The organism is Nocardia violaceofusca NBRC 14427 (genome assembly GCF_963869435.1).
Taxonomy (GTDB): Bacteria; Actinomycetota; Actinomycetes; order Mycobacteriales; family Mycobacteriaceae; genus Nocardia; species Nocardia aobensis.
This window is the reverse complement of the sequence record NZ_CAWMPM010000014.1, coordinates 1-21,821: the sequence shown is the minus strand read 5'-3', so window position 1 is coordinate 21,821 and position 21,821 is coordinate 1. Positions and strand designations below refer to the sequence as shown.

Annotated in this window: 20 protein-coding genes and 1 pseudogene; 10 read left to right on the top strand and 11 right to left on the bottom strand. The window is 68.3% G+C overall.

The annotated features are described in order from the left end of the window. Nucleotides 1-90: 90 nt before the first annotated feature. On the bottom strand, nucleotides 91-1,395 hold the full coding sequence (locus tag AC5592_RS13825) for a glycosyltransferase 87 family protein (RefSeq protein WP_084506652.1): 1,305 nt from the start codon (nucleotides 1,393-1,395) through the stop codon (nucleotides 91-93). Between the two features lie 84 nt (nucleotides 1,396-1,479). Here AC5592_RS13825 and AC5592_RS13820 point away from each other — a divergent pair, with 84 nt between their 5' ends. The 3 genes from AC5592_RS13820 to AC5592_RS13810 all read left to right on the top strand — a co-directional run bounded on the left by AC5592_RS13820 (nucleotide 1,480) and on the right by AC5592_RS13810 (nucleotide 5,696). Beyond that, on the top strand, nucleotides 1,480-2,844 hold the full coding sequence (locus AC5592_RS13820) for a purine-cytosine permease family protein (protein ID WP_198163827.1): 1,365 nt from the start codon (nucleotides 1,480-1,482) through the stop codon (nucleotides 2,842-2,844). A 10-nt stretch (nucleotides 2,845-2,854) separates the two neighbouring features. After that, nucleotides 2,855-4,096 (top strand): phosphotransferase enzyme family protein, encoded by a 1,242-nt coding sequence (locus AC5592_RS13815; RefSeq protein WP_157121842.1) that lies wholly within the window; start codon nucleotides 2,855-2,857, stop codon nucleotides 4,094-4,096. Nucleotides 4,097-4,184: 88 nt separating this feature from the next. Next, entirely contained in the window at nucleotides 4,185-5,696 is a 1,512-nt protein-coding gene (locus tag AC5592_RS13810; protein WP_063064416.1) for an amino acid permease, read from the top strand. Here the strand turns inward: AC5592_RS13810 and AC5592_RS13805 are convergent. From AC5592_RS13805 to AC5592_RS13795, 3 genes are read right to left on the bottom strand one after another with little or no spacing between them, the layout of a single operon-like run. Then, complete coding sequence (locus tag AC5592_RS13805; RefSeq protein WP_063064415.1) at nucleotides 5,609-6,247, bottom strand: hypothetical protein; 639 nt, start codon at nucleotides 6,245-6,247, stop codon at nucleotides 5,609-5,611. The genes AC5592_RS13810 and AC5592_RS13805 overlap by 88 nt on opposite strands. An 18-nt stretch (nucleotides 6,248-6,265) precedes the next feature. Then, nucleotides 6,266-7,495, bottom strand: a complete 1,230-nt coding sequence (locus AC5592_RS13800) for a PucR family transcriptional regulator (RefSeq protein ID WP_051024984.1) — start codon at nucleotides 7,493-7,495, stop codon at nucleotides 6,266-6,268. Between the two features lie 22 nt (nucleotides 7,496-7,517). Further along, entirely contained in the window at nucleotides 7,518-8,747 is a 1,230-nt protein-coding gene (locus AC5592_RS13795; RefSeq protein WP_063064518.1) for a PucR family transcriptional regulator, read from the bottom strand. A gap of 187 nt (nucleotides 8,748-8,934) precedes the next feature. Between AC5592_RS13795 and AC5592_RS13790 the strand changes: the two genes are divergently transcribed. The 3 genes from AC5592_RS13790 to AC5592_RS13780 all read left to right on the top strand — a co-directional run bounded on the left by AC5592_RS13790 (nucleotide 8,935) and on the right by AC5592_RS13780 (nucleotide 11,893). Then, nucleotides 8,935-10,062 carry an esterase/lipase family protein gene (locus AC5592_RS13790; RefSeq protein ID WP_063064414.1) on the top strand — a complete coding sequence of 376 codons (1,128 nt, stop codon included), beginning with the start codon at nucleotides 8,935-8,937 and terminating at the stop codon, nucleotides 10,060-10,062. Continuing rightward, nucleotides 10,059-11,405 (top strand): lipase family protein, encoded by a 1,347-nt coding sequence (locus AC5592_RS13785; RefSeq protein ID WP_063920306.1) that lies wholly within the window; start codon nucleotides 10,059-10,061, stop codon nucleotides 11,403-11,405. Before AC5592_RS13790 ends, AC5592_RS13785 begins: the two co-directional genes overlap by 4 nt. 200 nt (nucleotides 11,406-11,605) lie before the next feature. After that, nucleotides 11,606-11,893, top strand: a complete 288-nt coding sequence (locus AC5592_RS13780; protein WP_036505109.1) for a hypothetical protein — start codon at nucleotides 11,606-11,608, stop codon at nucleotides 11,891-11,893. 123 nt (nucleotides 11,894-12,016) lie between these two features. Here AC5592_RS13780 and AC5592_RS13775 read toward each other — a convergent pair whose 3' ends face one another. From AC5592_RS13775 to AC5592_RS13765, 3 genes are read right to left on the bottom strand one after another with little or no spacing between them, the layout of a single operon-like run. Next, complete coding sequence (locus AC5592_RS13775) at nucleotides 12,017-12,658, bottom strand: DUF305 domain-containing protein (RefSeq protein WP_063064413.1); 642 nt, start codon at nucleotides 12,656-12,658, stop codon at nucleotides 12,017-12,019. Nucleotides 12,659-12,710: 52 nt separating this feature from the next. After that, entirely contained in the window at nucleotides 12,711-13,244 is a 534-nt protein-coding gene (locus tag AC5592_RS13770; RefSeq protein WP_157121840.1) for a DUF6153 family protein, read from the bottom strand. A gap of 53 nt (nucleotides 13,245-13,297) precedes the next feature. After that, nucleotides 13,298-13,888 carry an AMIN-like domain-containing (lipo)protein gene (locus tag AC5592_RS13765; RefSeq protein WP_036505104.1) on the bottom strand — a complete coding sequence of 197 codons (591 nt, stop codon included), beginning with the start codon at nucleotides 13,886-13,888 and terminating at the stop codon, nucleotides 13,298-13,300. Between the two features lie 72 nt (nucleotides 13,889-13,960). Here AC5592_RS13765 and AC5592_RS13760 point away from each other — a divergent pair, with 72 nt between their 5' ends. Both AC5592_RS13760 and AC5592_RS13755 read left to right on the top strand, forming a co-directional pair. Beyond that, nucleotides 13,961-15,112 carry a class I SAM-dependent methyltransferase gene (locus AC5592_RS13760; RefSeq protein ID WP_036505101.1) on the top strand — a complete coding sequence of 384 codons (1,152 nt, stop codon included), beginning with the start codon at nucleotides 13,961-13,963 and terminating at the stop codon, nucleotides 15,110-15,112. A 129-nt stretch (nucleotides 15,113-15,241) separates the two neighbouring features. Continuing rightward, complete coding sequence (locus AC5592_RS13755) at nucleotides 15,242-16,093, top strand: Bax inhibitor-1/YccA family protein (protein ID WP_063064411.1); 852 nt, start codon at nucleotides 15,242-15,244, stop codon at nucleotides 16,091-16,093. A 116-nt stretch (nucleotides 16,094-16,209) separates the two neighbouring features. On the opposite strand, the gene AC5592_RS13750 is transcribed toward AC5592_RS13755, so the two are convergent. The 4 genes from AC5592_RS13750 to AC5592_RS13735 form a co-directional block, all read right to left on the bottom strand. Next, a complete protein-coding gene (locus tag AC5592_RS13750; protein ID WP_063064410.1) occupies nucleotides 16,210-16,545 on the bottom strand; it encodes a DUF1330 domain-containing protein in 336 nt (111 codons plus the stop codon). Between the two features lie 161 nt (nucleotides 16,546-16,706). Continuing rightward, nucleotides 16,707-17,927 (bottom strand): acetyl-CoA C-acetyltransferase, encoded by a 1,221-nt coding sequence (locus AC5592_RS13745; RefSeq protein WP_036505095.1) that lies wholly within the window; start codon nucleotides 17,925-17,927, stop codon nucleotides 16,707-16,709. A 78-nt stretch (nucleotides 17,928-18,005) separates the two neighbouring features. Further along, entirely contained in the window at nucleotides 18,006-18,878 is an 873-nt protein-coding gene (locus AC5592_RS13740) for an SGNH/GDSL hydrolase family protein (RefSeq protein WP_063064409.1), read from the bottom strand. 168 nt (nucleotides 18,879-19,046) lie between these two features. After that, nucleotides 19,047-19,499 (bottom strand): hypothetical protein, encoded by a 453-nt coding sequence (locus tag AC5592_RS13735; protein WP_232329356.1) that lies wholly within the window; start codon nucleotides 19,497-19,499, stop codon nucleotides 19,047-19,049. Between the two features lie 106 nt (nucleotides 19,500-19,605). Between AC5592_RS13735 and AC5592_RS13730 the strand changes: the two genes are divergently transcribed. Together AC5592_RS13730 and AC5592_RS13725 are read left to right on the top strand one after the other, a co-directional pair. Further along, nucleotides 19,606-21,000 carry a cystathionine beta-synthase gene (locus tag AC5592_RS13730; protein ID WP_036505091.1) on the top strand — a complete coding sequence of 465 codons (1,395 nt, stop codon included), beginning with the start codon at nucleotides 19,606-19,608 and terminating at the stop codon, nucleotides 20,998-21,000. 581 nt (nucleotides 21,001-21,581) lie between these two features. Then, a pseudogene (locus AC5592_RS13725) lies at nucleotides 21,582-21,821 on the top strand (transglycosylase SLT domain-containing protein); the annotation flags it as partial.

Genomic DNA, 21,821 nt, shown 5'->3' with positions numbered 1-21,821 from the left:
AATCACCGGTGGTGTGTCGCCGTCACCGGGTCGCAGTTGGCGGACGGTGGCCGGGAGATTTACCGATCGATTGCGCCTGGCGTGTCGGACTCAGGACTCGGTGGGTACCTTGGTCCGCAGCGAACGCAGCGACGCGGGCAACAGCGGTTCCTGCGTCGTGGGCCGCGGTCCGGTCACGACGTACAGGGCGACCAGCAGCACGCTCAGCCACACATAGGTGTCGCCGACCAGATGCTGCCACGGTGTCCAGGCCAGTTCGCGGTTGTTGTCGCCGGGTTCCCAGTTCTGCGGGCCTATGGTGAACACGACCGCGGTCGCGATGATGATCGCGTACCAGATCATCGCCGGCCGCCGCGGCAGCCGAGTCGCCACACCGACGGCGGCGAGCAGGCCCGGCGCGATCCAGACCCAGTGATGCGACCACGAAATCGGCGAAACCAGCAGGGTGAAGACGGCATTGAAGGCCAGGGCGAGCGCCGGATCGGCCACCGCGCGCCGCATCGCCGCCACCACCAGGACCAGCAGCGCCAGACTCAGCAGCGCCCACAGGGCGGTGAAGGCCGGTTCGGGGACCTGGAAGCGCGAGAGCACGCCCTGGATCGACTGATTGGTCCGGAAGGCCGAACCGCTGAGCCCGGAGACATTGCCCATCCCGCCGAACCAGTACTTCACCGATTCGTGCGGCATCACGGCGAAGGCGATACCGCTCGCGACGGCACCGGTGATCGCCGCGGTGATCGCCGAGCGATAGTCACGCCGCACCAGGAAATAGAGGACGAACGCGGCCGGTGTCAGTTTGATCGCCGCGGCGATGCCGACCAGCATGCCGCGCGGCCAGCGAGTGCGTTTGGGCAGGCAGTCCGCGGCGACCAGCACCATCAGCAGCAGATTGACCTGTCCGAAATCCAGCGTCGAATGCACCGGTTCCAGCAGCATGCCCAGCGGAATCGCGCAGGCGCTCGCCCACAGCACCACCTCGGTGCCGCCGCTGCCCCAGACCCGGCGTGCCACCAGATAGAGAGTGATCGCCAGCGCCAGCGTGGAAACCACGAAGAAACTGATCGCCGCGGCATTCCACGGCAGCAGCGCGAACGGTCCCAGCGCCACCGCGGCGAAGGGCGGATAGATGAACGGCAGGCTGATCCCGAGCGTGGTCTTCGGCAGGCTGCCGTACATATCGGCGCCGTCCCACATCGCCTGCACGCCCAGGCGATACACCTGGAGGTCGATGAATTCGCGCTTGATCGGCAGCAGCGGCCAGCTGGGCCGCAACAGCCAGAAAACGCTCAGGGCGACCAGCAGTACCGGAACCAGCCAGACGAGCCGACCGATGCGGTGGGCTCCCGGCACGCGAGGCTCCGGCAGCGGCCGGGCGGATGTGGAGACGCTAACCATCCGGGACGAGGTTACCGACTCCGGGCGCCGGAGCGAAGCTGGGGGCGAATTTCCACCGGACATCCCGATAGCATGAATGCCGCTATGACGACTCTGCCCGAGCAGCCGGGAGACCGCTCGGCCGAGGCCCCGCTGCTGCTGACCACCGCGCCGCCACGCACCCTGTCCTTCGGGGACCAGGCCGCGTTCTGGGCCAACCTCGGGGTGAGCCTGATCGGCTTCACCGGGGCCTTCTACGTGCTGCAGCCGGCCGGCCATCCGCAGTTGCCGGTGGCGGCGGCCGTACTCGCCACCGCGGTGGGCACCGTGCTGGGCACCGCGATGGTGGCGGCCGCCGGTGCGGTCGGCGCGCGCACCGGCGCGCCCGCGATGGCGAACTTCCGCGGACTGTTCGGCACCCGGCTCTCGTATGTGCCGACCGTCGCCAACATCGTGCAGTGCATCGGATGGGGCGTGTTCGAGCTGACCGTGATCGCGGGCGGGGTCGCGGCCCTCACGCACGGGAAGCTGCCGCACGGCGCGGTGATCATCGGCGCCGGCGTGCTGTGTACCGCGATGGCGATCTGGCCGTTGAACGTGCTGCACATTCTGCGCAAGTACGTGACGGTCGCGGTGGCCGTGGCCATGGGCTGGTTCACGATTCAGTTCCTGCGTCAACCGCTGCCGCCGGTGACGGGCACGTCGTGGAGCGGATTCTTCCCCGGCGTGGACACCGCCCTGGCGGTGGCGGTGTCGTTCGTGCCGCTGGCCGCCGACTACACCCGGCACGCTCGCGGCGCCCGCGCCGCCACCGGAGCCACGATGGTCGGCTATTCGATCGCGCAGACCTGGTGTTATCTGCTCGGCATCGTCGCGCTGCTGCAGGCCGGCGGCGATCCGGACCGGATCTTCGACACCTTCCTCGGCGTCGCGGCCGGATGGCTGTTCTTCGCGGTGCTCGTGCTGCGGGAATCGGATCAGTCGTTCGCCAATGTGTACTCCACCGCGATGTCGCTGCAGAATCTGTTGCCGCGCGTGGATCGGCGCGTCCTGGCCGCGGCGGTGGGTGCGCTCGCGACCGTGCTGGCGATGGGCGTGCACGACTTCACCGGATTCTCGAATTTCCTGCTGCTGATCGGCTCGGTGTTCGTTCCGCTGTGCGCGGTGCTGGTGGTCGACTACTTCTTCGGTCGCGGCCGGCGCGGGTGGGATCTGTCCGAAACCGCTCCGGCCCGACCGCTGCTGCTGCTGCCGTGGTTGCTGGGCTTCGTGGTGTACCAGGTGCTCAATCCGGGCTCGGTGGATTGGTGGGCGCGGATCTGGCTGCGGGTACAGGACATCGCCGGTGTGCACCCGGGCTGGTGGTCCTCCGCGTCCCTGTATTCGTTCCTGGCCGCGGCCGCGTGTACCGGTGTGCTGGCCCGTCTCGAACGTGTGCGGGGCGTCCGCGAGCGCGCGCGCACGTCGTGAGTTGCAGGGCATGAACTCCCCGTCCGGTGACTTCGCGAACGCCGCTGATTCGGTCTTCGCGATGGGGGAAAGCGGTTCGGCCGCACCCGATTTCCCGCCGCTGACGACCGGGGAGCTGACAACGCTGCTGGCGGAAACGGCCGAGGTTCCGCGTGGCCGGATGGGCACCGCCCGCGGCGATATCGCCACCGGGGCCGAGTCCGGCGGCGCTCTCGTGATCGAATGGCACAGCCGCCGTCCGCTGTCCGCCACGGCGCGGGTGCGCCTCGGCGACGGCACGCGCGTGGTGGTGAAGCGGATGCCCTCGGCCCTGCGCGATCCCGGCACCCTCGCTCCCGAATATGCGTTCATGAATCACCTTCGCGGACAAGGCATCCCGATTCCGCGGGTGCGATCCGTACAGCAGCACGGTGAGTTCACCTACGAGATCCAGGAACTCGGGATCGGTGCGGACCGCTATCGCGACGACTTCTCGTGGAGTCCGTATCACTCGCTCGCCGATGCGACCGCGGCCGGCGCGATGCTGGCCCGCCTGCATCTGGCGGCCACCGGATTCGAGGCACCGGAGCGCCCGCCGCATTCGCTCTCGGCCGCGCTGTGCACCGATCCCATCGCCGGCATCGAGCGATACGCCGCGCACCGCCCGCCCGTCGCCCGATTCCTGGCAGCGCGACACTGGCGAGCGGACTGGGAACCGATCGTCGCGCAGTACGCCGATGGCCACACGTCGGCGGATACGGCCCCCGACGGCCCGGCAGTCGACGACCTGTCCGCCGCGGTCGCGACCCTGCCCGCGCTGTGGACCCACAACGATTGGCACGGCACGAACCTGCTCTGGTCGGACGGCGGGATCGCCACCGTCCTGGATTTCGGTCTCGCGAACCGGACCGTGGCCGTCTTCGATATCGCCACCGCGATCGAACGCTTCGCGATCGACTGGCTCTCGGTCGCGGCGGGCGGCCCGGCCCGCGTGCAGGCCGCGCAGCTCGCCGCGTTCCTGCGGGGTTACGGCGAGATCCGGCCGCTGCATCGGGTCGAGCGCGATGTCTTGCCGGACCTCTTCCCACTCGTGCACATCGTCTACGAATTGTCCGAAATCGATTACTTTCTTACGATTCCGCCTCGTCGGCAGGTGCGCAATGCCCGGATCGCTTACCGTAACTACTTTCTCGGTCGCTCGGTTTGGGCCGCATCGGCCGAGGGCAAGGCCTTCACGACCATGTTGCGACGACTGACTGCCGAGTGCTGTTAGGTTGCTGTCTGCGGGTCACGGGGGAACGGTGACAACGGAGGAGACGGGTGTGGCTGAGCCGACGCCAACGCAGGACACGGCCGGATCGGTGCCGAACCCCCGGTGGGGTGGACTGCTACGAACCAAATCGGTCGAACAATCGATCCGGGATACCGATGAACCCGATTCCAAACTCCGCAAGGATCTGACCGCCTGGGATCTCACCGTCTTCGGCGTCGCCGTCGTGGTCGGTGCGGGCATCTTCACGCTGACCGCTCGCACGGCCGGCAACGTGGCGGGGCCGTCGGTCTCACTGGCCTTCGTCTTCGCCGCCATCGCCTGCGGTCTCACCGCGCTGTGCTACGCCGAATTCGCCTCCACCGTTCCGGTCGCCGGCAGCGCCTATACCTTCTCCTACGCCACCTTCGGCGAGTTGGTGGCGTGGATCATCGGCTGGGACCTGATCCTCGAATTCGCCCTCGCCGCATCGGTTGTCGCCAAGGGCTGGTCGCAATACCTGGGCGAGGTGATGGGATCGCGTTCGCCGATCGTGCATTTCGGGTCGGTCGCATTCGATTGGGGCGCGGCCCTGTTGATCGTCATCCTGATGGTGCTGCTCGTGATCGGCACCAAGGTGTCCTCGCGGGTGTCGGCGATCGCGGTCGCGATCAAACTGTCGGTGATCGCCGTGGTGATCGTGGTGGGGCTGACCTATTTCAAGCCGTCCAATCTGAAGCCCTACATTCCGCCGTCGCAGCCCAGCAGTACCGGGGAGGGCCTGCACCAGACGCTGTTCCAATGGCTGACCGGCGCCGGTGACAGCAACTTCGGCTGGTACGGACTGCTGGCCGCGGCCAGCCTGGTGTTCTTCGCGTTCATCGGATTCGATGTCGTGGCCACCACCGCGGAGGAGACGAAGAATCCACAGCGCAACGTGCCGCGCGGAATCCTGGGCTCGCTGTTGATCTGCACCATCCTGTATGTGGCCGTGACGCTGGTGCTGACCGGCATGGTGCCCTACACCGAGCTCGCCGGCAACGACGCCACCCTCGCCACCGCGTTCAAACTGCACGGGGTCACCTGGGCCAAGAACGTCATCTCCGTCGGCGCGCTGGCCGGTCTGACCACCGTGGTGATGGTGCTGTACCTGGGCCAGACCCGCGTGTTGTTCGCGATGTCGCGCGATGGCCTGCTCCCGCGTCGCCTGGCCCGGACCGGTCGCTTCGGCACTCCGGCTACGCTCACCATCGGCGTCGGCTCGGTCTGTGCCGTACTGGCCGGATTCGTGCAGTTCGGCACGCTCGAGGAAATGGTGAACATCGGCACGCTGTTCGCCTTCGTACTGGTGTCGGTCGGTGTGATCATCCTGCGCCGCACCCGTCCCGAACTGCCGCGCGGATTCCGGGTGCCGCTGGTGCCGCTGATTCCGATCCTCGCCGTGCTGGCGTGCCTGTGGCTGATGCTGAACCTGTCGGTGGAGACCTGGTTGCGATTCGTGATCTGGATGGCGATCGGGTTGGTCGTCTACTTCACCTACGGTGTGCGGCATTCGGTGCTGCGGTCGCGACCGGTCTCCGACACTCCCGCGCCGGCGTCCGGGGGCCACGCGTCGGAAGGCTGAGTGCCCGGGGGCTGAGGATCGGAGGGCCGGCCACCGGTGAACGCCGCCAGGGCCAGCTCGCGGGCTCGATCGAGCTGATCGATCACCACCTCCCAGGCCGGGTGACCGGCGTCCGGCGCGCGCAGCAGATCGCGATGGATGCGCAGCAGCGTGCGGGTGGCCTCCGCGGTGTGTGCGGCCGCCTGCAGCGCCGGGGCCGAGGGCACGGTGGTGAAATGCAGGCCGGCGATCCGATGGGCGAGCCAATACGCCTCGAAATGCGCTTGCGCACAGTGCTCTTCGCGGTGTTCGGGATCGTCGGTGGCGTCGGTGACGGTACCCGGCCCGGCGGCGCGGGCCCGTTCCTCGAGTGCGGTGAGGTCGGGGGCCCCGGTCAGGGAGTGCCGCAGATCATCGCCCATCATGCGGTACAGCAAACCGGCGAGCAGGGCGTGTTCGACCGCGGCCGAATCGGTTCCGGACATTTCCGAAATGCGGGCCTGCTCGGCGGCTTCGTCGGTATCGGCGTGCAGTACCGCCAGCGCGGCCCGCAGTTGCGCAGTGGTAGCCATCGCGTCAGAGGCTACCTCCTAGCAAACGTTTTGCCCATACCGTCGCGGCGAATGATCCGCGACCTCGGTCACCGGCGGTCCCTCGGCGTCCCGATAGGTGCGCGCCACCAGCGCGGCCCGCAGATACCAGAGGCCGCTCGGTTGCGAAGGGTCCAGCCCGGTGAGCTGTCCGATCCGTTTGAGCCGATAGTCGACGGTGTTGGTGTGCACCTGCAGCTGCCGGGCGGTGCGGCGGCGGGAGAGTCCGGTGGCCATATGCCGCCGCAGCGTCTCGAGCAGATCCGGATGGTCGTCGAGCGGATCCAGCAGTGTGCCCAGGCGTTCCAAACCCGGTCCGGGACGGGTCAATTGGTATTCCATCGCCAGGTCGGCGAACCGGTACAGCCCGGGCGGGCCCGCCAGCCGCAGCACCGTGTCGAGCAGTTCGTGCACGCGGTCGGCGGCCGCGGAGATCTGCTCGGTGGGCGTCGCGAGCGCGGTGGCGGTGAGCCCGACCTGGGCCGCCTCGGACAGTTCGGCGATCAGCTCGTCGAGTTCGTGCTCGCCGAACATCGCCTCCGGGACGAGGATCGTGCCGCCGTCCACGCTCAGCAACGACAGCACCCGTCCACCACTGCGATTGGCCAGGGCGGTCTGCAACCGGCGCAGTTTGCGGCGCGCCACCACTTTCCCGTCCACGTTCGGATGGGATTCGTCGGGATGCGGCGGAATGCTCATCGCCACCACGACATACGCCGGTTCGATCTCGATCCCGCTCGCGCGGGCCATGGTCGAGGTGGGGTGCCCGGCCAGCAGTGCCGAGACCAGCGTATGCACCGCGGTGTGGTGTTCGGTGACCGCGGCCTGATGTTCGCGCACATAGGCGAGCGCTACCGCCGGAGTGATGGTGTCGAGAATCCGCAACAGCAGCTGCGCCGGATTCTCGGGCCGCTGCTTCGGATCGGTCTGGGTGAGCAGCAGATCGAAGGCCAGCCGGAAGCCCTCGTGCACCGCGTGGTGCACGGTGTCGATCGGGATACCCTCGCGTGCCCAGTTCGCGGCCGCGCGCTGCAGGCGCCCGACCTTCTCGTCCGGTTCGCGGCCCTCGAGGATGTCCACGGTCAGTTCCAGGCAGACCCTGGTCACCGCGGTGATGTCGCCGTGCAGGGCGTCACCGGGCAACGTCGAGCACGGCGCCACGTGTTCGGCGAAATGCCCGACCAGTTGGCGGGAGAGCACCCGGACGTCGTGGCGGGGGCGGGCGTTCATCGTCGTACTACCTTCTCACTGCTCAGGATGTGATCGGCCGGCCGGGCGCCGGACGCAATCGATGGGCGACCAGCGCCGCGGACAGCAATCGTGATCCGTTCGGATCGCTCGGGTCGGCGCCGGTCAGTTCGCCGATGCGGCGCAGTCGATAACTGAACGTGTTGGGGTGGACGTGAATTTCGGCGGCGGCCGCCTTGCGATCGGAGCCGTGGCGCAGATGGGCGTCGAGCGTCTCCATGAGATGCGGTGCCTGGCGCAGCGGTTCGATCCGCTCGGCCAGCCGGTCACGGGCCACGCCGGGCCGCGTGAGCTGATACTCCAGCAGCAGGTCGTCGAGCCGGTACACACCGGTCGGCCGCCCGCACAGGTGTGCCAGTTGCGCCACCTCCGCGGCCTGGTGCGCTGCCTCCGGCACGGCTTCGCGCCTGGTGCCAGGGGTTTCGGCGACGACCACATCGGCGCCGAACTGTTCGGCGAGTTCGGTGGCCAACTCCGCGCCGGCGCTCTCCGGCCATCCCAGGACGCCGGGGAGCAGCACGACCGCGGTCTCGCCGTCGAAGGTGTGCAGCGCGGTCGGCCCCGCTACCCGGTCCAGAACGCGCTGCAGGATGCGAATGCGGCGACGGACCACCAGATTCGCGGCCGCGGCCGGTTGCGGATCGGTGCGTACCTGGACGGCGAGAACCGAATACCGTTCGGCCAGAGCGGTATCGGCGCGTGCGGCCTGCTCCTCGGCGGCCTGCCCGCCCACCAGCGCCGCGCACAGGGCGCGCCTGGCCTCCCGTTCCGGATGGTAGATCGAGTGCTCGACCGCCGCGTACCCCTCGACCGTGATCAGATTGATGTGCATGAGCAATTCGAGTGTGCGCGAACCGAACTCGATCAGCTGGTCGACATCCGCGGGCCCGCTCACCGCCACCGCCTCCTGCAGAACCTGCTGGGCGGAGTGGTGGACCGCCTCCATCAGCAGCGGCAGCGGCAGCCGGTCCTCCGCATGCCGCTCGATCACCGGCTGCACGAAGGCCGCGATCTCGGCGCGGGTGAATTCCCGCCGCTGCGCCATGGCGTGCAGGAAGGCGTGCGCACATCCGTAGATGGCCGGAAGCACCTCGACGAAATGGTCCGCGGGCAGATCGACGGCCGATGCGGAGGTACCCAGACCGGAGGCCAGGACACGTTCGGCGAACTGCGGCAGGCGTTCGAGAATGCGCGCGGCGAGACTCGAGGGTGCGGAATTCACGGCAACCGGCATGCGCCGATTGTCGCGGGCCACATGAGCATCGGCAAGAGGTCGCGGCGTCGCGACCGGAATTCGTTTCCGGCGACAAATCCCGCCACCGGATCTGTGTATGCGAGTGCAGTGACTTTCCCGCCCCTGCCGATGACGCTGAATGCGGCCGCCGAAAACGTTTGTCGGCGTGCCGGTAGGGAAGGTTGCAATGAAGCTTCGTCATCGAATCCCGGCGCTCGCCGTCCTGATCTGCGCGGCCGTCATCGGCTCCGGAACAGCGACCGCATCGCCGCCCGACACCCCGGAAACACAGCTGGCCGAACTGATCGCCGCGGGACTGCATTCCGCGGACGGCGCTGTGCCGCAGCCGGTTCTGGACACCGGCAGCAGTTCCGGTTCCGGCGGCCGGGCCGCCAGCCACGCCAGCGACGCGGTGGGCGAAGGACCCGAAATGACCTCCTACCTGGGCGCATTCGGTTACGGCCTGACCCATCCGGATGCCGCCCCGCCGGGCACGAACCGCTGGGATTGTGTGCCGAGCGCCGACCATCCGAAGCCGATCGTGCTGGTGCACGGAACCTGGCTCAACGCCTACGACAGTTTCGCCTATATGGCGCCGAAACTCGCGCGGGCGGGCTTTTGTGTTTTCGCTTTCAATTACGGACGGTCCGGTCTGCTCGACGGCGGTGGTCTCGGCGCGGTACTTCCCGGCCGTTATGCGGTCGGGCCGATCGAGGATTCGGCGCGGCAACTGGCGGCCTTCGTCGACCGGGTACGGGCTACCACACATTCCGATCGCGTCGACATCGTCGCGCATTCCCAGGGAGCGCCGGTAGCCGATCAATATCTGAAATTCGGCGGCGGCGCCGAAAAGGTCGGACAGCTGGTCAGTTTCGGCGGCACCCACCACGGAACGACATTGCTGGGCATGGCGACGCTGGGCCGGATCATCACGAATCTGGGTATCGATATCCTCGGTTTCTACCGTCCGCTGATCGGCCCGGCGAATATTCAGCAGGCCGTCGGCTCCCCGTTTCTGAACCAGCTCAACGTCGCCGGCGACACGGTGCCCGGCGTGGCGTACACCGTGGTGGCCTCCCGCTACGACGAGGTGATGAATCCGGTGGAGCTGGCGTATCTGCGGGCCGGGCCGGATGCCACGGTGAACGACATCACCCTGCAGGACGGCTGCGAGCAGGACCTGTCCGATCACCTGACGATGATGTATTCCCCGCGGGCGCTCTCGATCGCGCTGCACGCGCTCGATCCGCAGCGGAAGCCGACGCTGAGCTGCAGCTTCAACCCGTGGCTCGTCGGCGGCGGAGGCGGACTGTGAGCGGCCGTCGGCCGCTGCCGCCGCGGCCGGACGTCGATCCCTTCCATCGAGCGCCGGAAGGCTTCGAAGCGAAGCCGGCGGGCGCCATCCTGCGCAGCCGGGTCGTGGAGCTGGCGGCCTTCGGTGTTGTCCCGCTGCGGATTTCGGCCTGGCAGCTGCTCTATCGCACCAGCGATCTGAACGGTAGGGCCGAGGCGGCGGTCACCACGGTGTTGCTGCCTCGGGACTGCGCGCCCGGGCGGCCGCTGGTCTCCTTTCACTGCGCGATCGATGCCGTTGCACCGCAGTGCTTTCCGTCCTACGCGCTGCGGCGCGGCGCCCGGGCGATCGGCGCGATCCCGCAACTCGAACTGCCGTTGATCGCGGCGGCGCTGGATCGGGGCTGGGTGGTGTCGGTGCCCGACCATGGTGGTAGTGAAGGCAGATTCGGGGTGGCGCGAGAGCCGGGCCACCGCGCGCTCGACGGCATCCGGGCGGCGCTGAATTTCGTTCCGCTGGGCTTGAATTCGCGCACCTCGATCGCCCTGTGGGGGTACTCCGGCGGTGGCCTGGCCACCGCCTGGGCTGCCGAACTCGCGGAAACCCATGCGCCCGAACTGAATATCGTCGGCGCCGTGGCGGGCTCGCCGGTGGGCGATCCCGGTGCGGCGTTCGAGCGCCTGAACGGCACGGTGTTCGCCGGATTCGCCATGGTCTTCACCGCGGGGCTGCGTCGCGGCTATCCGGATCTGGATACCGCACTGCGGGCGACCCTGCAGCCCCGCTATCTGGCGATGCTCGCCGAAGCCGAAGTGTCGGCGACCTTTCCGCTGCTCGCCCGGCTCGCCCGCCGCGATGTCGGGCGCTACGCCGCGGGCGGACTGCCCGGCCTGCTGGACACCGCCGAATTGCGTGCGGTACTCGCCGACATCCTGCCCGGTCGCCGGGCGCCACGCATGCCGATGCTGATCGTGCAGGGCGTCCACGACGAGGTGATCGCCGTCGACGACGTGGACGCTCTCGTACGGCGCTACGAAGCGGCCGGAGCGGATATCGGCTATCTGCGCGATCGGCTCAGCGCACATCTGCCGCTGGAATTCCTGGCCATCCCGGTGATGGTCGACTGGCTCGCCGACCGGTTCGCCGGACGGCCGACGACTCCCGGGACACGCACGGTGTGGTCGGTGGCGGGGACCCGGCGCGCGCTCGCGGGGCACCGCCGGCTGGCCGCGCTGAGCGTTCGGCTGCTGACCGGACGCCGAATCCGGGGTGCGCCGCCGAGAGACATCGGCGAAAGTGTCGATGCGGTGGCGGTGCGCTCCCGCCGCGCTTCGATCGCCGAGAGCGGCCGCTCGCGCGCATGATCGTCGGCGGACCGGTCAGTTGACCTGGAACCGCAGGTAGTGGCGGCTTTCGCGAATGCGGTGTGTCCGGCTGCGGGCGAGGCGCCGGTGCGGTTCAATTGGTTCTGTTTGACGAGTTGTCACTGCATGCTCTGCGCTCCAACCGGCATCACCGCCGTACCGGCATCACCTCAGCATCCGAGAGGACAACGAACGTGAGCATGGTTCTCGCCGTACACGATATGTACACCACCGTGCTGGCTCAGGTCGGCAACCCCACGCCGGAAACTCCGCCGGCCGCGGACAAACTGCTGAAGCTGGTCCGCTACTTCACCTGGTTCGTCCTGCTGTCCGGCGTCACCGCCATCACCTACGGCGGCGGCCGCTTCGCCTGGGAGAAGTGGAGCGGCGGCGCGCTGGAGTCGCCGAAGATGGTGGCCGGCGCGATGATCGGTGGTGGTGTCGCGACCAGTGCGGGCACCATCATGAACGCCGTCCTCGGGAGCTGACCGACCCACCCGCGCGGGGGTGCCGGATATCCGGCACACCCGCCTGCGTGTGGTTTCCGGGCTCGTCCGCGAGCCGCGGTCGACACCGTGCGAGCGCGAACGCAACGGTGCGACCGCGGGCGATCAGTTCTGCCCGAGCATCCCGCGCATCTGCTGAATCTCGGCCTGCTGCGCGGTGAGAATGTTGTGCGCCAGCGCCTTCGCGTCGGCGTTCGTGCCGTCGGCGATCTCGGTATTCGCCATATCGACCGCGCCCTGATGGTGCGCGATCATCATCTGCAGCCACATCCGGTCGAAGTCGGCGCCGGACGCGTCGCGCAGCTGTGTCATCTGCTCCGGCGTCATCACGCCGTCCATCGGATGGTTCATCGTCGCCTGCGGCGCGGGCTTGCCGAAACTGTGCAGCAGCGCGGCGAACTGCTCCATCTCCGGGGCCTGTGCCTTCTCCACGTTCGCGGCGAGGGTGATCAATTCCTGATTCTGCGACCGGCCGGGTACCAGCTTCGCCATCTCCACCGCCTGCGCGTGATGCGGGTACATCATGGTCAGGAAGCTGACGTCGGCGTCGTTGTAATCGGTGCGGGTCGCGGTGGACGGTGCGCCGGTGTGATTCATCCCGGGCATATCGGCCATCGGCGAGTGTGACGACGAGGCCGGTGCGGAGGTGTTCGAACTGCCGGAGTCGTCGCTGCCGCAACCGGCGACGATCAGGGCGGCAGCGGCGAGGGCGGCGGTCGACAGCATGCGGATACGAGAAGTGAACATGAATGTGCTCCTGGGGAATTGCGATGGGCGATGACCGGTCGGGGCGGGCCGGTCAGATCCGCAGAATCGCCAAGTCGGCCAGGGAGAGCACGGTCCACGGAGGTGGCCGGGTGCGCCGGCGCAGGCCGGCGCGCGCGAGGTGCCCGGCGCCGAGAATCCGATCGGCGCCGAGCCAGGCGATCACCGCCAGACCGAGGGCCAGCGCCAGGGTCACCAGCACGAAGACACAGGCGTGCATACCGGCGTGGGTGGTGCAGCCGTCGCAGTCGGAGCCGTCGGCTACCGCGGGGGTGGGCCGCATGGGCGCGGCCATCGATCGGTCCGTGATCGCCCCGGCGGGCACGGTGCCCGGTACGGAATGGTTGCCGTGACGGTTTGGCGAAATACTCTGTGTGGCAAGCGCAATCGGTGCTGGGCCCGTCATCGCCGGTGCGACGGCGGCAGGCGATACGGCCGGTTCGGCGGCCATCGCGTGCCCGGTGGAGAAGACCACCGCGTGCATGACTGCGACGCCGATCAGCAGGGTCAGCACACCGAGCACCCGGACGAGTCCGGGCACGCGACGGAGGCGACCCACTGCGAGCACGGCCCCAGTCTACGCACCGTTCACTTACCCCCGGGCGGTATGGGTGGCGACGATCACCCGGTGGCGATGTCGATCACCAGCCGTACGGGCCGGTCCAGCGCGGTCACCGAGAACGGCGGCCGGTCCGCGTTCACGCCGATGAACGATTGCGTCGTGCCCTCGTAATCCTGGGCGCCGTAGACGCCGGCGATATTCGGCGCGCTCGGATCGGTGACCGGGTCCGGACCGCTGTAGGGCGTCACCCCGCTGTCCCACGGGTACGCGGTGCCCAGGATCTGGACCTCGAGAATGGAGGCGCCGGCGATCTGCAGTTCCCGGCCGCTGCCGTTCTGCACCGCGCGGTCGGTGTAGCGCACAGTCCACCCGGGCGCCCCGCCGGTGCCGCCGAACTCGTACACCACCCGGTCGAAACCGTCGTGGTGGCCGATACGCACATCGGTCACGGTGAGCCGGGTGTCGGTGGCCGGGGTGGCCTGCTGCGGTGAGGTGCCCGAGGGCGGCGCCTGGCTCGGCTCGGGCGTCGCCGTGACGGCGCCGGTCGCGGGCGGCATCGGCGTTCGGCCGGTCTGATTCGAGCCGCCGTCCGAGCAACCCGCCAGCAGTAGGAGTCCGGCAACCACCGTCAATGCCAGCCTGTTACGCATGGGGCCGATGGTATGCCGTCGGGCGCCAGGGGTCGTGGTGACGACACGGCAACGGTCTAGCACACTGTAGGAATGCTGGAGGTCGACGACATACTGAGCCGATTGCGGCGCTATCCGGATGTGGAAGCAGTGAACCTCTACGCCGTCGATGCCGCCGATCGCCTGATCCTCGATACCGCCGCGGAACTGCTCGCGGCGGCCGGCCCGGGCCGGGTCGCGGTGATCGACGACTGTTACGGCGCACTGACTCTCGGCGCGGCCGCCGCCCACGACCTGCTCGATATCCGGGTGCACCAGGATCTGCTGACCGGTGAGCAGGCGCTGGCCAACAATGCCCGCGCCATCGATCTGGCCGATCGCTACACCGCGCACGATCTGGGGCCGGATCTGCTCGACGGGGTCACCGTCGTCCTGTTGCGATTACCTCGCATGCTGTCCGGTCTCGCCGAAATCGCCGAGACCGTCGCCCGGTACGCCGATCCACAGGTCACCGTGATCGCCGGCGGCCGCGACAAGTATCTGACACCGGCGATGAACGACGTATTGGCGGAATACTTTTCCGGTGTCCAGGCCAGCCGGGGCCGGCAGAAGTCGCGGACGATCACGGCGACCGGGCCGAAAATGCCGGGGCCACCGCAGTTTCCGCTGCGGGAGCAACTCGACGACATCGCTCTGCGGGTGGTCGCGCACGGAGCGGCGTTCTCCGGGGCGCGGCTCGACATCGGCACCCGCTTCCTGCTCGAACACCTGGATCGGATGAAGCCCGACGCGCGCGAGGCGATCGATCTCGGTTGCGGCACCGGCATACTCGCCACCGCCCTGGCCAAGGCGCGCCCGCACATCACCGTGGTCGGGACCGACCAGTCCGCGGCCGCGGTCGCCTCGGCCCGCGCCACCGCTGCCGCGAACGGGGTCGGCGACCGGGTCACCGTGGTCCGCGACGACGCGATGGCTGCGGTGGGCGACCACAGCACCGATCTGGTGCTGTGCAACCCCCCTTTCCATGTCGGCGCCGCCGTGCACACCGGCTCGGCGATCAAGATGTTCGCCGAAACCGGGCGGGTTCTGCGCCCGGGCGGCGAGCTGTGGACCGTATACAACAGCCATCTCAACTATCGCGGCGTCATGGACCGCTTGGTCGGCACGACCGACGTGGTCGGCCGTAATCGCAAATTCACCGTGACTCGGTCCGTGTGTGGCCTGCACACTGCCCGGCGGGAGTAGATTACGGGCAGTACAGTCTGATATGTCCGATTTGATGTCCGGTTCGGGAACTTGCTCCCGGAGCGGATCGTTGGATACTCAGAACGGACACGACGGACGTGGACCGCTACTTCGGAAAGGCACGGGACCTTGCGCACCACAAGTAACCCGATCTTCAAAAATTTGCCGCAACAACAGGGCGGTGGATACGCGGGATTCGGTTCGGCGGCAGCGGGCGCCGGGCAGTTCGCGCAGTACGGACAGCAGAGCCCGTACGGTGTCCAGCAGCCGTATCAGCAGGCGCCGGCCACCCGGCCGATGACGATCGACGATGTCGTCACCAAGACCGGCATCACCCTCGGCGTGGTCACCCTCGCCGCGATCGTCGCCTACGGTGCCACCGCGGCCAACCACGCGCTGGCCCCGCTGTTCGTGATCGTCGGTGGTCTGGTCGGCTTCGTGCTGGTCATGGTCGCCACCTTCGGCCGCAAGCAGGACAACAAGGCCATCGTGCTGAGCTACGCGGCCGCCGAAGGCTTCTTCCTCGGCGCGCTGTCGTTCATGTTCACCAATGTGGAATTCGGTGGCGTCGGCGGTGGCGGTCTGATCGCCCAGGCCGTCCTGGGCACCTTCGGTGTGTTCTTCGGCATGCTCGTGGTCTACAAGACCGGAGCCATCCGGGTCACCCCGCGCTTCACCCGCATGCTCGTCGGCGCCATGATCGGCGTGATCGTGCTGATGCTGGGCAACCTGGTCGCCGCCTTCTTCACCCCCGGCGGCTTCGGCCTGCGCGACGGCGGCACCGTGGCGATCATCTTCAGCCTGGTCTGCATCGCGATCGCGGCCTTCAGCTTCCTGCTCGACTTCGATGCCGCCGACCAGCTGATCCGCGCCGGCGCGCCGGAGAGGGCCGCGTGGGGCGTCGCCTTGGGCCTGACCGTCACCCTGGTCTGGCTGTACCTGGAGATCCTGCGCCTGCTGAGTTATCTGCAGAACGACTGATCCTTGCCGGGATCCGCTCCCGGACCGACGATGAACGGGTGGCTGCTCGCGGGCAGCCACCCGTTCGTGTTTCGGGCCGGCCGATCGGGGTTGCCGGGGTCACGAGAGGTCGGGATTCACGCGAGCAGTTCGGCCGGGAGCACGTCGGTGGCGACGTGGTCGTCACCGCAGTGGTCGGCCAGAATCGCGACGCCGGCGGCATTGTCCAGTCGCAGCGGCAGGATCTCCAGATACTCCGGCGAGGCGTACCAGGCTTGCGCCGCAGCGTAATCCGGGAATTCGATGACGATCGCGATCGCGTCCGCGGGCCCCTCGGCCACCAGTTGCCGCCCACCGTGGACGATGAACTTCCCCCCGAACGGCGCGAGTGTCCCGTCGATGCGCCGCAGATACTCGACGATCTCCGCATTGATGTCGACGTCGTACAAGTGGGCCACAGCGTAGGCAGGCATCTCGAACTCCTCGAACCGAGTGGTGTTGACGCCATTGATATTTCCGCGTCCGGGTAGCGGAGTCGATTACCTGATGGGTAACGAGCACACGCGTGCGAACCCGCAACGCGAATCGGCCGGCTCCCCACCTCTCGGTGCGGAACCGGCCGACTGCGGTACTACTAACTCAGGCGCTCGATGACCATGGCCATGCCCTGGCCACCGCCGACACACATGGTCTCCAGACCGAACTGCTTGTCGTGGGTCTGCAGGTTGTTGATCAGGGTGGCGGTGATGCGGGCGCCGGTCATGCCGAACGGGTGGCCGAGGGCGATGGCGCCGCCGGAGACGTTCAGCTTGTCCAGATCCATCTTCAGCTCACGAGCCGAGCCCAGCACCTGCACGGCGAAGGCCTCGTTGATCTCGTAGAGGTCGATGTCGTCGATGGTCTTGCCGGCGATCTTCAACGCCTTCCGCACGGCCTCGATCGGGCCCAGGCCCATGATCTCCGGCGACAGACCGGACACGCCGGTGGACACGATGCGCGCCAGCGGGGTCAGGCCCAGCTCCTTGGCCTTGGTGTCGCTCATGATGACCAGCGCGGCGGCGCCGTCGTTGAGCGGGCACGCGTTACCGGCGGTGATGGTGCCGTCCGGGCGGAAGACCGGCTTGAGCTGCGAGATCTTCTCGTAGGTGGTGCCGGGGCGTGGGCCGTCGTCGGTGGAGACGACGGTGCCGTCGGGCAGCGTCACCGGGGTGATCTCACGCTCGAAGAAGCCGGCCTTGATGGCCTCCTCGGCGCGGTTCTGCGACCGCACGCCCCAGTGGTCCTGGTCCTCGCGCGAAATACCGGTGAACTGCGCCACGTTCTCGGCGGTCTGGCCCATCGCGATGTAGATGTCGGGCAGGTCGCCGCCCTCGCGCGGGTCGGCCCAGCCGTCGGAGCCGCCTTCGGCGCGCTTGGCGGTGCGGGCCTCGGCCTCGCCGAACTTCTCGTTGTGGGTGTCCGGCCAGCCGTCGGAGGTGCCCTTCGGGAACCGCGACACGGTCTCGACACCGGCGGAGATGAACACATCGCCCTCACCGGCCTTGATGGCGTGCAGCGCCATCCGGGTGGTCTGCAGCGACGACGAGCAGTACCGGTTCAGGGTCACGCCGGGCAGGAAGTCATAGCCGAGCTGGGTGGCGACCACCTTGGCCATATTGAATCCGGCCTCGCCGCCGGGCTGTCCGCAGCCGAGCATCAGATCGTCGATGTCGGCGGGGTTCAGCGCCGGAACCTTGTCCAGGGCGGCGCGGACCATCTGGGTGGCGAGGTCGTCGGGACGCATGGTCACCAGCGAACCCTTGCCTGCGCGGCCGATGGGGGAGCGGGCGAACGAAACGATGACGGCCTCTGGCATGAGGACTCCTTATATCGGGGTCGCCGAATCGGTCAGCCGACCGTTTCGGTACAGGGGTACGACAATTCAACCCCGAATCTACGTCGCCGCGGTGTGGCTCGGAACACCCGGTCGGGATGGATCCCGTTCATCGAGCTCACGCAGCAGTGCCGGGAGCAGGTGCCGGGCCGCCAGCGCGTATCCGGCGGGCGAGGGATGGAACCCGTCGGCGGAGAAGAGCACCTCCGGGGTGCTGCGGAAGTCGTGGCCGAGCAGATCGCCCATCGCCACGGGCGTGCCGCCGGCCGAACGGACCGCGCCGACCTGGGCCCGGGCCAGCCGCGCGCTCCAGCGGTGCACGACCGTGCTCAACGGTTGCGGGATCGCGGCCACGGTGCCGAGATCCGGGCAGGTGCCGACCACCACGACGGCGCCCGCCTCGCGCAGGCGTCCGACCGCGTGCCGCAGCCGCTGCGCCGAACGCCAGATCGAATGTTTCTTGGTGACATCATTGGCGCCGACCAGGATCACCGCGGCGTCCGGCGGCGGGCCGGCGATGAACATGGCGTCGACCTGACCGGCCAGGCCCTTCGAGGTGGCGCCCGAAATCGCCTTGGTGCTCAGCCGAATTCGCCATCCGGTGGCATCGGCCAGACCCCGGGCCACCAGGACGCCGGGCACCTGCTCGGCATCGGCGCAGCCCACTCCGGCGGCCGTCGAATCGCCGAAGATCATCAGATGCAGCTCGAACGGCACGCCCGCGCGCCACGGTTCCGGAGCCACACAGTCACGGGTGTACACGCCGTCGGCCTCCGGCGGCTTGGAGGTGTCGCGGCCGATCACGGTGCGCGCCGCGCGCGCCTGCGACATCAGCAGGCGATAGGTCGCCCAGCCCGCGGTGCCCGCCCCGGAGCCGACCGCCACCGCGGCGGCCGCGCTCGCCGCGACCGTCCGCCACGTCCTGGAAGCCACGCGCCAACCTCCCGTCTCACTCCGACGCTGCCACCGACCGGACCTTCCGCGGCGGGCCCGGTGCCCGCGGCGGCGCGAATCCGGTGCGGCCACGAGGGGCGCGCCCGGTCCGGTCCTACCGATTATGCGGTGCGTGCGACGCGCCGACCAGGGACGAGGCGGCGCGCGTCAGGAAACGTCGAATGCGCCGTGCGCGGGAATGCTGAGGTTGTTCGTGGTGACCGTGACCTCGATATGACCCGGCCCGGTGTTCTGGAACTCCGCGTACAGGATGCTGCCGTAGATCCCGGAGACGACGTTCAGGCGGTACTCGCCGGCGGCACCGGTATTGGTGTTGCGCCACGCGACGGTGGTGTCGACGTTGCACAGCGGGGCCAGCGGATACTGTCCCGGGCCCACCCCCTGGATCGCCAGGGCTTGGACGTTGAACACCGCCCGGCCCGGCCAATCGGGACTGGTATCCACCCAGGTCCGGATATTGCCCCCGCACAATCCGCCGTAGAACACACTCGGCGTTTGCGGGAACTCGACGGTCTGTGCGCTGGCCGAGGCGGACGCGATGGCGGTCACGGCCCCGACGGTCGCGCTCACCACTGCGGCGGCGCGAGCGGTCTTCGGCATCCTCACGATCCGCATAGTAACCGCACGGCCATGTCCTCGCCGGATCAAACGCAGCGCTCGACGTACCAAACGCAAGCCGCCCGCGCGGCTCTGCGACGATGTAGCTATGCGTATCGCGAACCACGTCGTCGACCTGATCGGAAATACCCCGCTCGTTCGGTTGAACTCTGTGGTGGGCCCGAACTCCGGGGTGGTGGCCGCGAAGATCGAATATCTCAACCCCGGTGGCAGCTCGAAGGACCGCATCGCGGTCAGGATGATCGACGCCGCCGAGGAGCAGGGATTGCTGAAGCCGGGCGGGACCATCGTGGAACCGACCTCCGGAAACACCGGAGTGGGTCTGGCCCTGGTCGCCCAGCAGCGCGGTTACAAATGCGTCTTCGTCTGCCCGGACAAGGTCAGCGAGGACAAGCGCAACGTGTTGCGTGCCTACGGTGCCGAGGTGGTCGTCTGCCCGACCGCGGTCCCGCCGGAGCATCCGGACAGCTACTACAGCGTCTCGGACCGGCTGACCCGTGAGATCCCGGGCGCGTGGAAGCCCGACCAGTACTCCAACCCGGGCGGTCCGGCCAGCCACTACGAGACCACCGGTCCCGAGATCTGGCGCGACACCGAGGGCAAGGTCACCCATTTCGTGGCCGGTGTGGGCACCGGCGGCACCATCACGGGTGCGGGCCGGTATCTGAAGGAGGTGTCCGGCGGCAAGGTCAAGGTCGTCGGCGCCGATCCGGAGGGGTCGGTCTATTCCGGTGGCACCGGCCGGCCGTACCTGGTCGAGGGGGTCGGCGAGGACTTCTGGCCCTCGGCCTACGACCCCGCGGTCCCGGACGAGATCATCGCCGTCTCCGACGCCGACAGCTTCGAGATGACCCGCCGCCTCGCCCGCGAGGAGGGGCTGCTGGTGGGTGGCTCCTGCGGTATGGCGGTGGTCGCCGCGCTGCGCGTGGCCGAGCGCGATCCGGAGGCGGTCGTGGTGGTGCTCCTGCCCGACGGCGGCCGCGGTTATCTGTCGAAGATCTTCAACGACAACTGGATGAGCTCCTACGGCTTCCTGCAGAGTCGCCTCGACGGCAGCACCGCCGAGCCGACGGTCGGTGACGTCCTGCGCGGCAAGTCCGGTGCGCTGCCGGATCTGGTGCACACCCATCCGCAGGAGACGCTCCGCGACGCCATCGAGATCCTGCGCGAGTACGGCGTGTCCCAGATGCCGGTGGTCGGCGCCGAGCCGCCGGTGATGGCCGGCGAGGTGGCCGGCAGCGTCACCGAGCGCGATCTGCTGTCGGCGGTGTTCGAGGGCCGGGCGCATCTGACCGATCCGGTGTCGAAGCATATGAGCCCGTCGTTCCCGCTGATCGGATCCGGCGAGCCGGTGTCGGCGGCGACGAAGGAGCTGGAATCCACCGACGCGCTGATGGTCGTCGAGGACGGTAAGCCGATCGGCGTCATCACCCGCCACGATCTGCTCGGATTCCTCAGCGGATCGGGTTTGCCCACGCACTGATCCCGTTCGGCGCACAACAGCACATCTCGCCCTCGATCACCCGGCCGCGTACACGCGGCCGGGTGATCGCGTTTCGGGCGTTTCCGTGGCCGATCTGCGGCCGTTCACCGTGTCGCCGCGGCGACATGTGTTCGCGGGCGAATCCGATCAGTCCGCAAACCCTGTCTATCGAGCGCGTCTCGGTAGCGGTTACCGAGCGTTATCGATCGTTACCGAACAGTTGCCGAACAGGCGAAAAAGCGGACAAATCGCCCTGACTTGCAACGACACTCGTTATTTTTCTGTGATGCGCAGCACTGTCTCGAGACTGTGAGATCCCCAGGTCAGCGCTATATAGCGAGTGGCAATCGATGCGAAATGCGAGAAGCGGCACCGCTTGTTCATTTTGAGTTAAGTTTACGTTCACCTACCGCAACCATCCTGTGACCTCGTTGGTTGTCAGACGTCGAGTCTGAGTCAGTAGCCGGATCGCCATCCGAAAAAAGCATGCAGTACGCGAGGTGAGTCCACAGGGCCCGCCCTGGTTCAGTGCTGCCTGCCGCAGGCCACCGAGGCCGACGCACAGTAGGGAAGAACATCGAATGTCGAAGACCACGACAAGCAGTAGAGCCAAGGCGGTCGCGCGTACCGCCGGATCAGCCACCCTGGCCCTTGCCGCCTTCGCCGCCATCACCTCCGCCGGTGGCCACAAGAGCGACGATGTGAAGCCGGTCGCGCTGGCGTCCACGTTGATCGCCGCCGCCGAGAAGACCCAGCCCACCGCTGCCGCCGAGCCCATCGCCGCGGCCGCCCCGGCGCCGGCCGCCCCCGCCGCCGCCATC

Coding starts and splice junctions, on each gene's coding strand:
- AC5592_RS13825 (WP_084506652.1), bottom strand. CDS start 1,395: ATGGTTAGCGTCTCCACATCCGCCCGGCCGCTGCCGGAGCCTCGCGTG.
- AC5592_RS13820 (WP_198163827.1), top strand. CDS start 1,480: ATGACGACTCTGCCCGAGCAGCCGGGAGACCGCTCGGCCGAGGCCCCG.
- AC5592_RS13815 (WP_157121842.1), top strand. CDS start 2,855: ATGAACTCCCCGTCCGGTGACTTCGCGAACGCCGCTGATTCGGTCTTC.
- AC5592_RS13805 (WP_063064415.1), bottom strand. CDS start 6,247: ATGGCTACCACTGCGCAACTGCGGGCCGCGCTGGCGGTACTGCACGCC.
- AC5592_RS13800 (WP_051024984.1), bottom strand. CDS start 7,495: ATGAACGCCCGCCCCCGCCACGACGTCCGGGTGCTCTCCCGCCAACTG.
- AC5592_RS13795 (WP_063064518.1), bottom strand. CDS start 8,747: ATGCCGGTTGCCGTGAATTCCGCACCCTCGAGTCTCGCCGCGCGCATT.
- AC5592_RS13790 (WP_063064414.1), top strand. CDS start 8,935: ATGAAGCTTCGTCATCGAATCCCGGCGCTCGCCGTCCTGATCTGCGCG.
- AC5592_RS13780 (WP_036505109.1), top strand. CDS start 11,606: ATGGTTCTCGCCGTACACGATATGTACACCACCGTGCTGGCTCAGGTC.
- AC5592_RS13775 (WP_063064413.1), bottom strand. CDS start 12,658: ATGTTCACTTCTCGTATCCGCATGCTGTCGACCGCCGCCCTCGCCGCT.
- AC5592_RS13765 (WP_036505104.1), bottom strand. CDS start 13,888: ATGCGTAACAGGCTGGCATTGACGGTGGTTGCCGGACTCCTACTGCTG.
- AC5592_RS13760 (WP_036505101.1), top strand. CDS start 13,961: ATGCTGGAGGTCGACGACATACTGAGCCGATTGCGGCGCTATCCGGAT.
- AC5592_RS13750 (WP_063064410.1), bottom strand. CDS start 16,545: ATGCCTGCCTACGCTGTGGCCCACTTGTACGACGTCGACATCAATGCG.
- AC5592_RS13745 (WP_036505095.1), bottom strand. CDS start 17,927: ATGCCAGAGGCCGTCATCGTTTCGTTCGCCCGCTCCCCCATCGGCCGC.
- AC5592_RS13735 (WP_232329356.1), bottom strand. CDS start 19,499: ATGCCGAAGACCGCTCGCGCCGCCGCAGTGGTGAGCGCGACCGTCGGG.
- AC5592_RS13730 (WP_036505091.1), top strand. CDS start 19,606: ATGCGTATCGCGAACCACGTCGTCGACCTGATCGGAAATACCCCGCTC.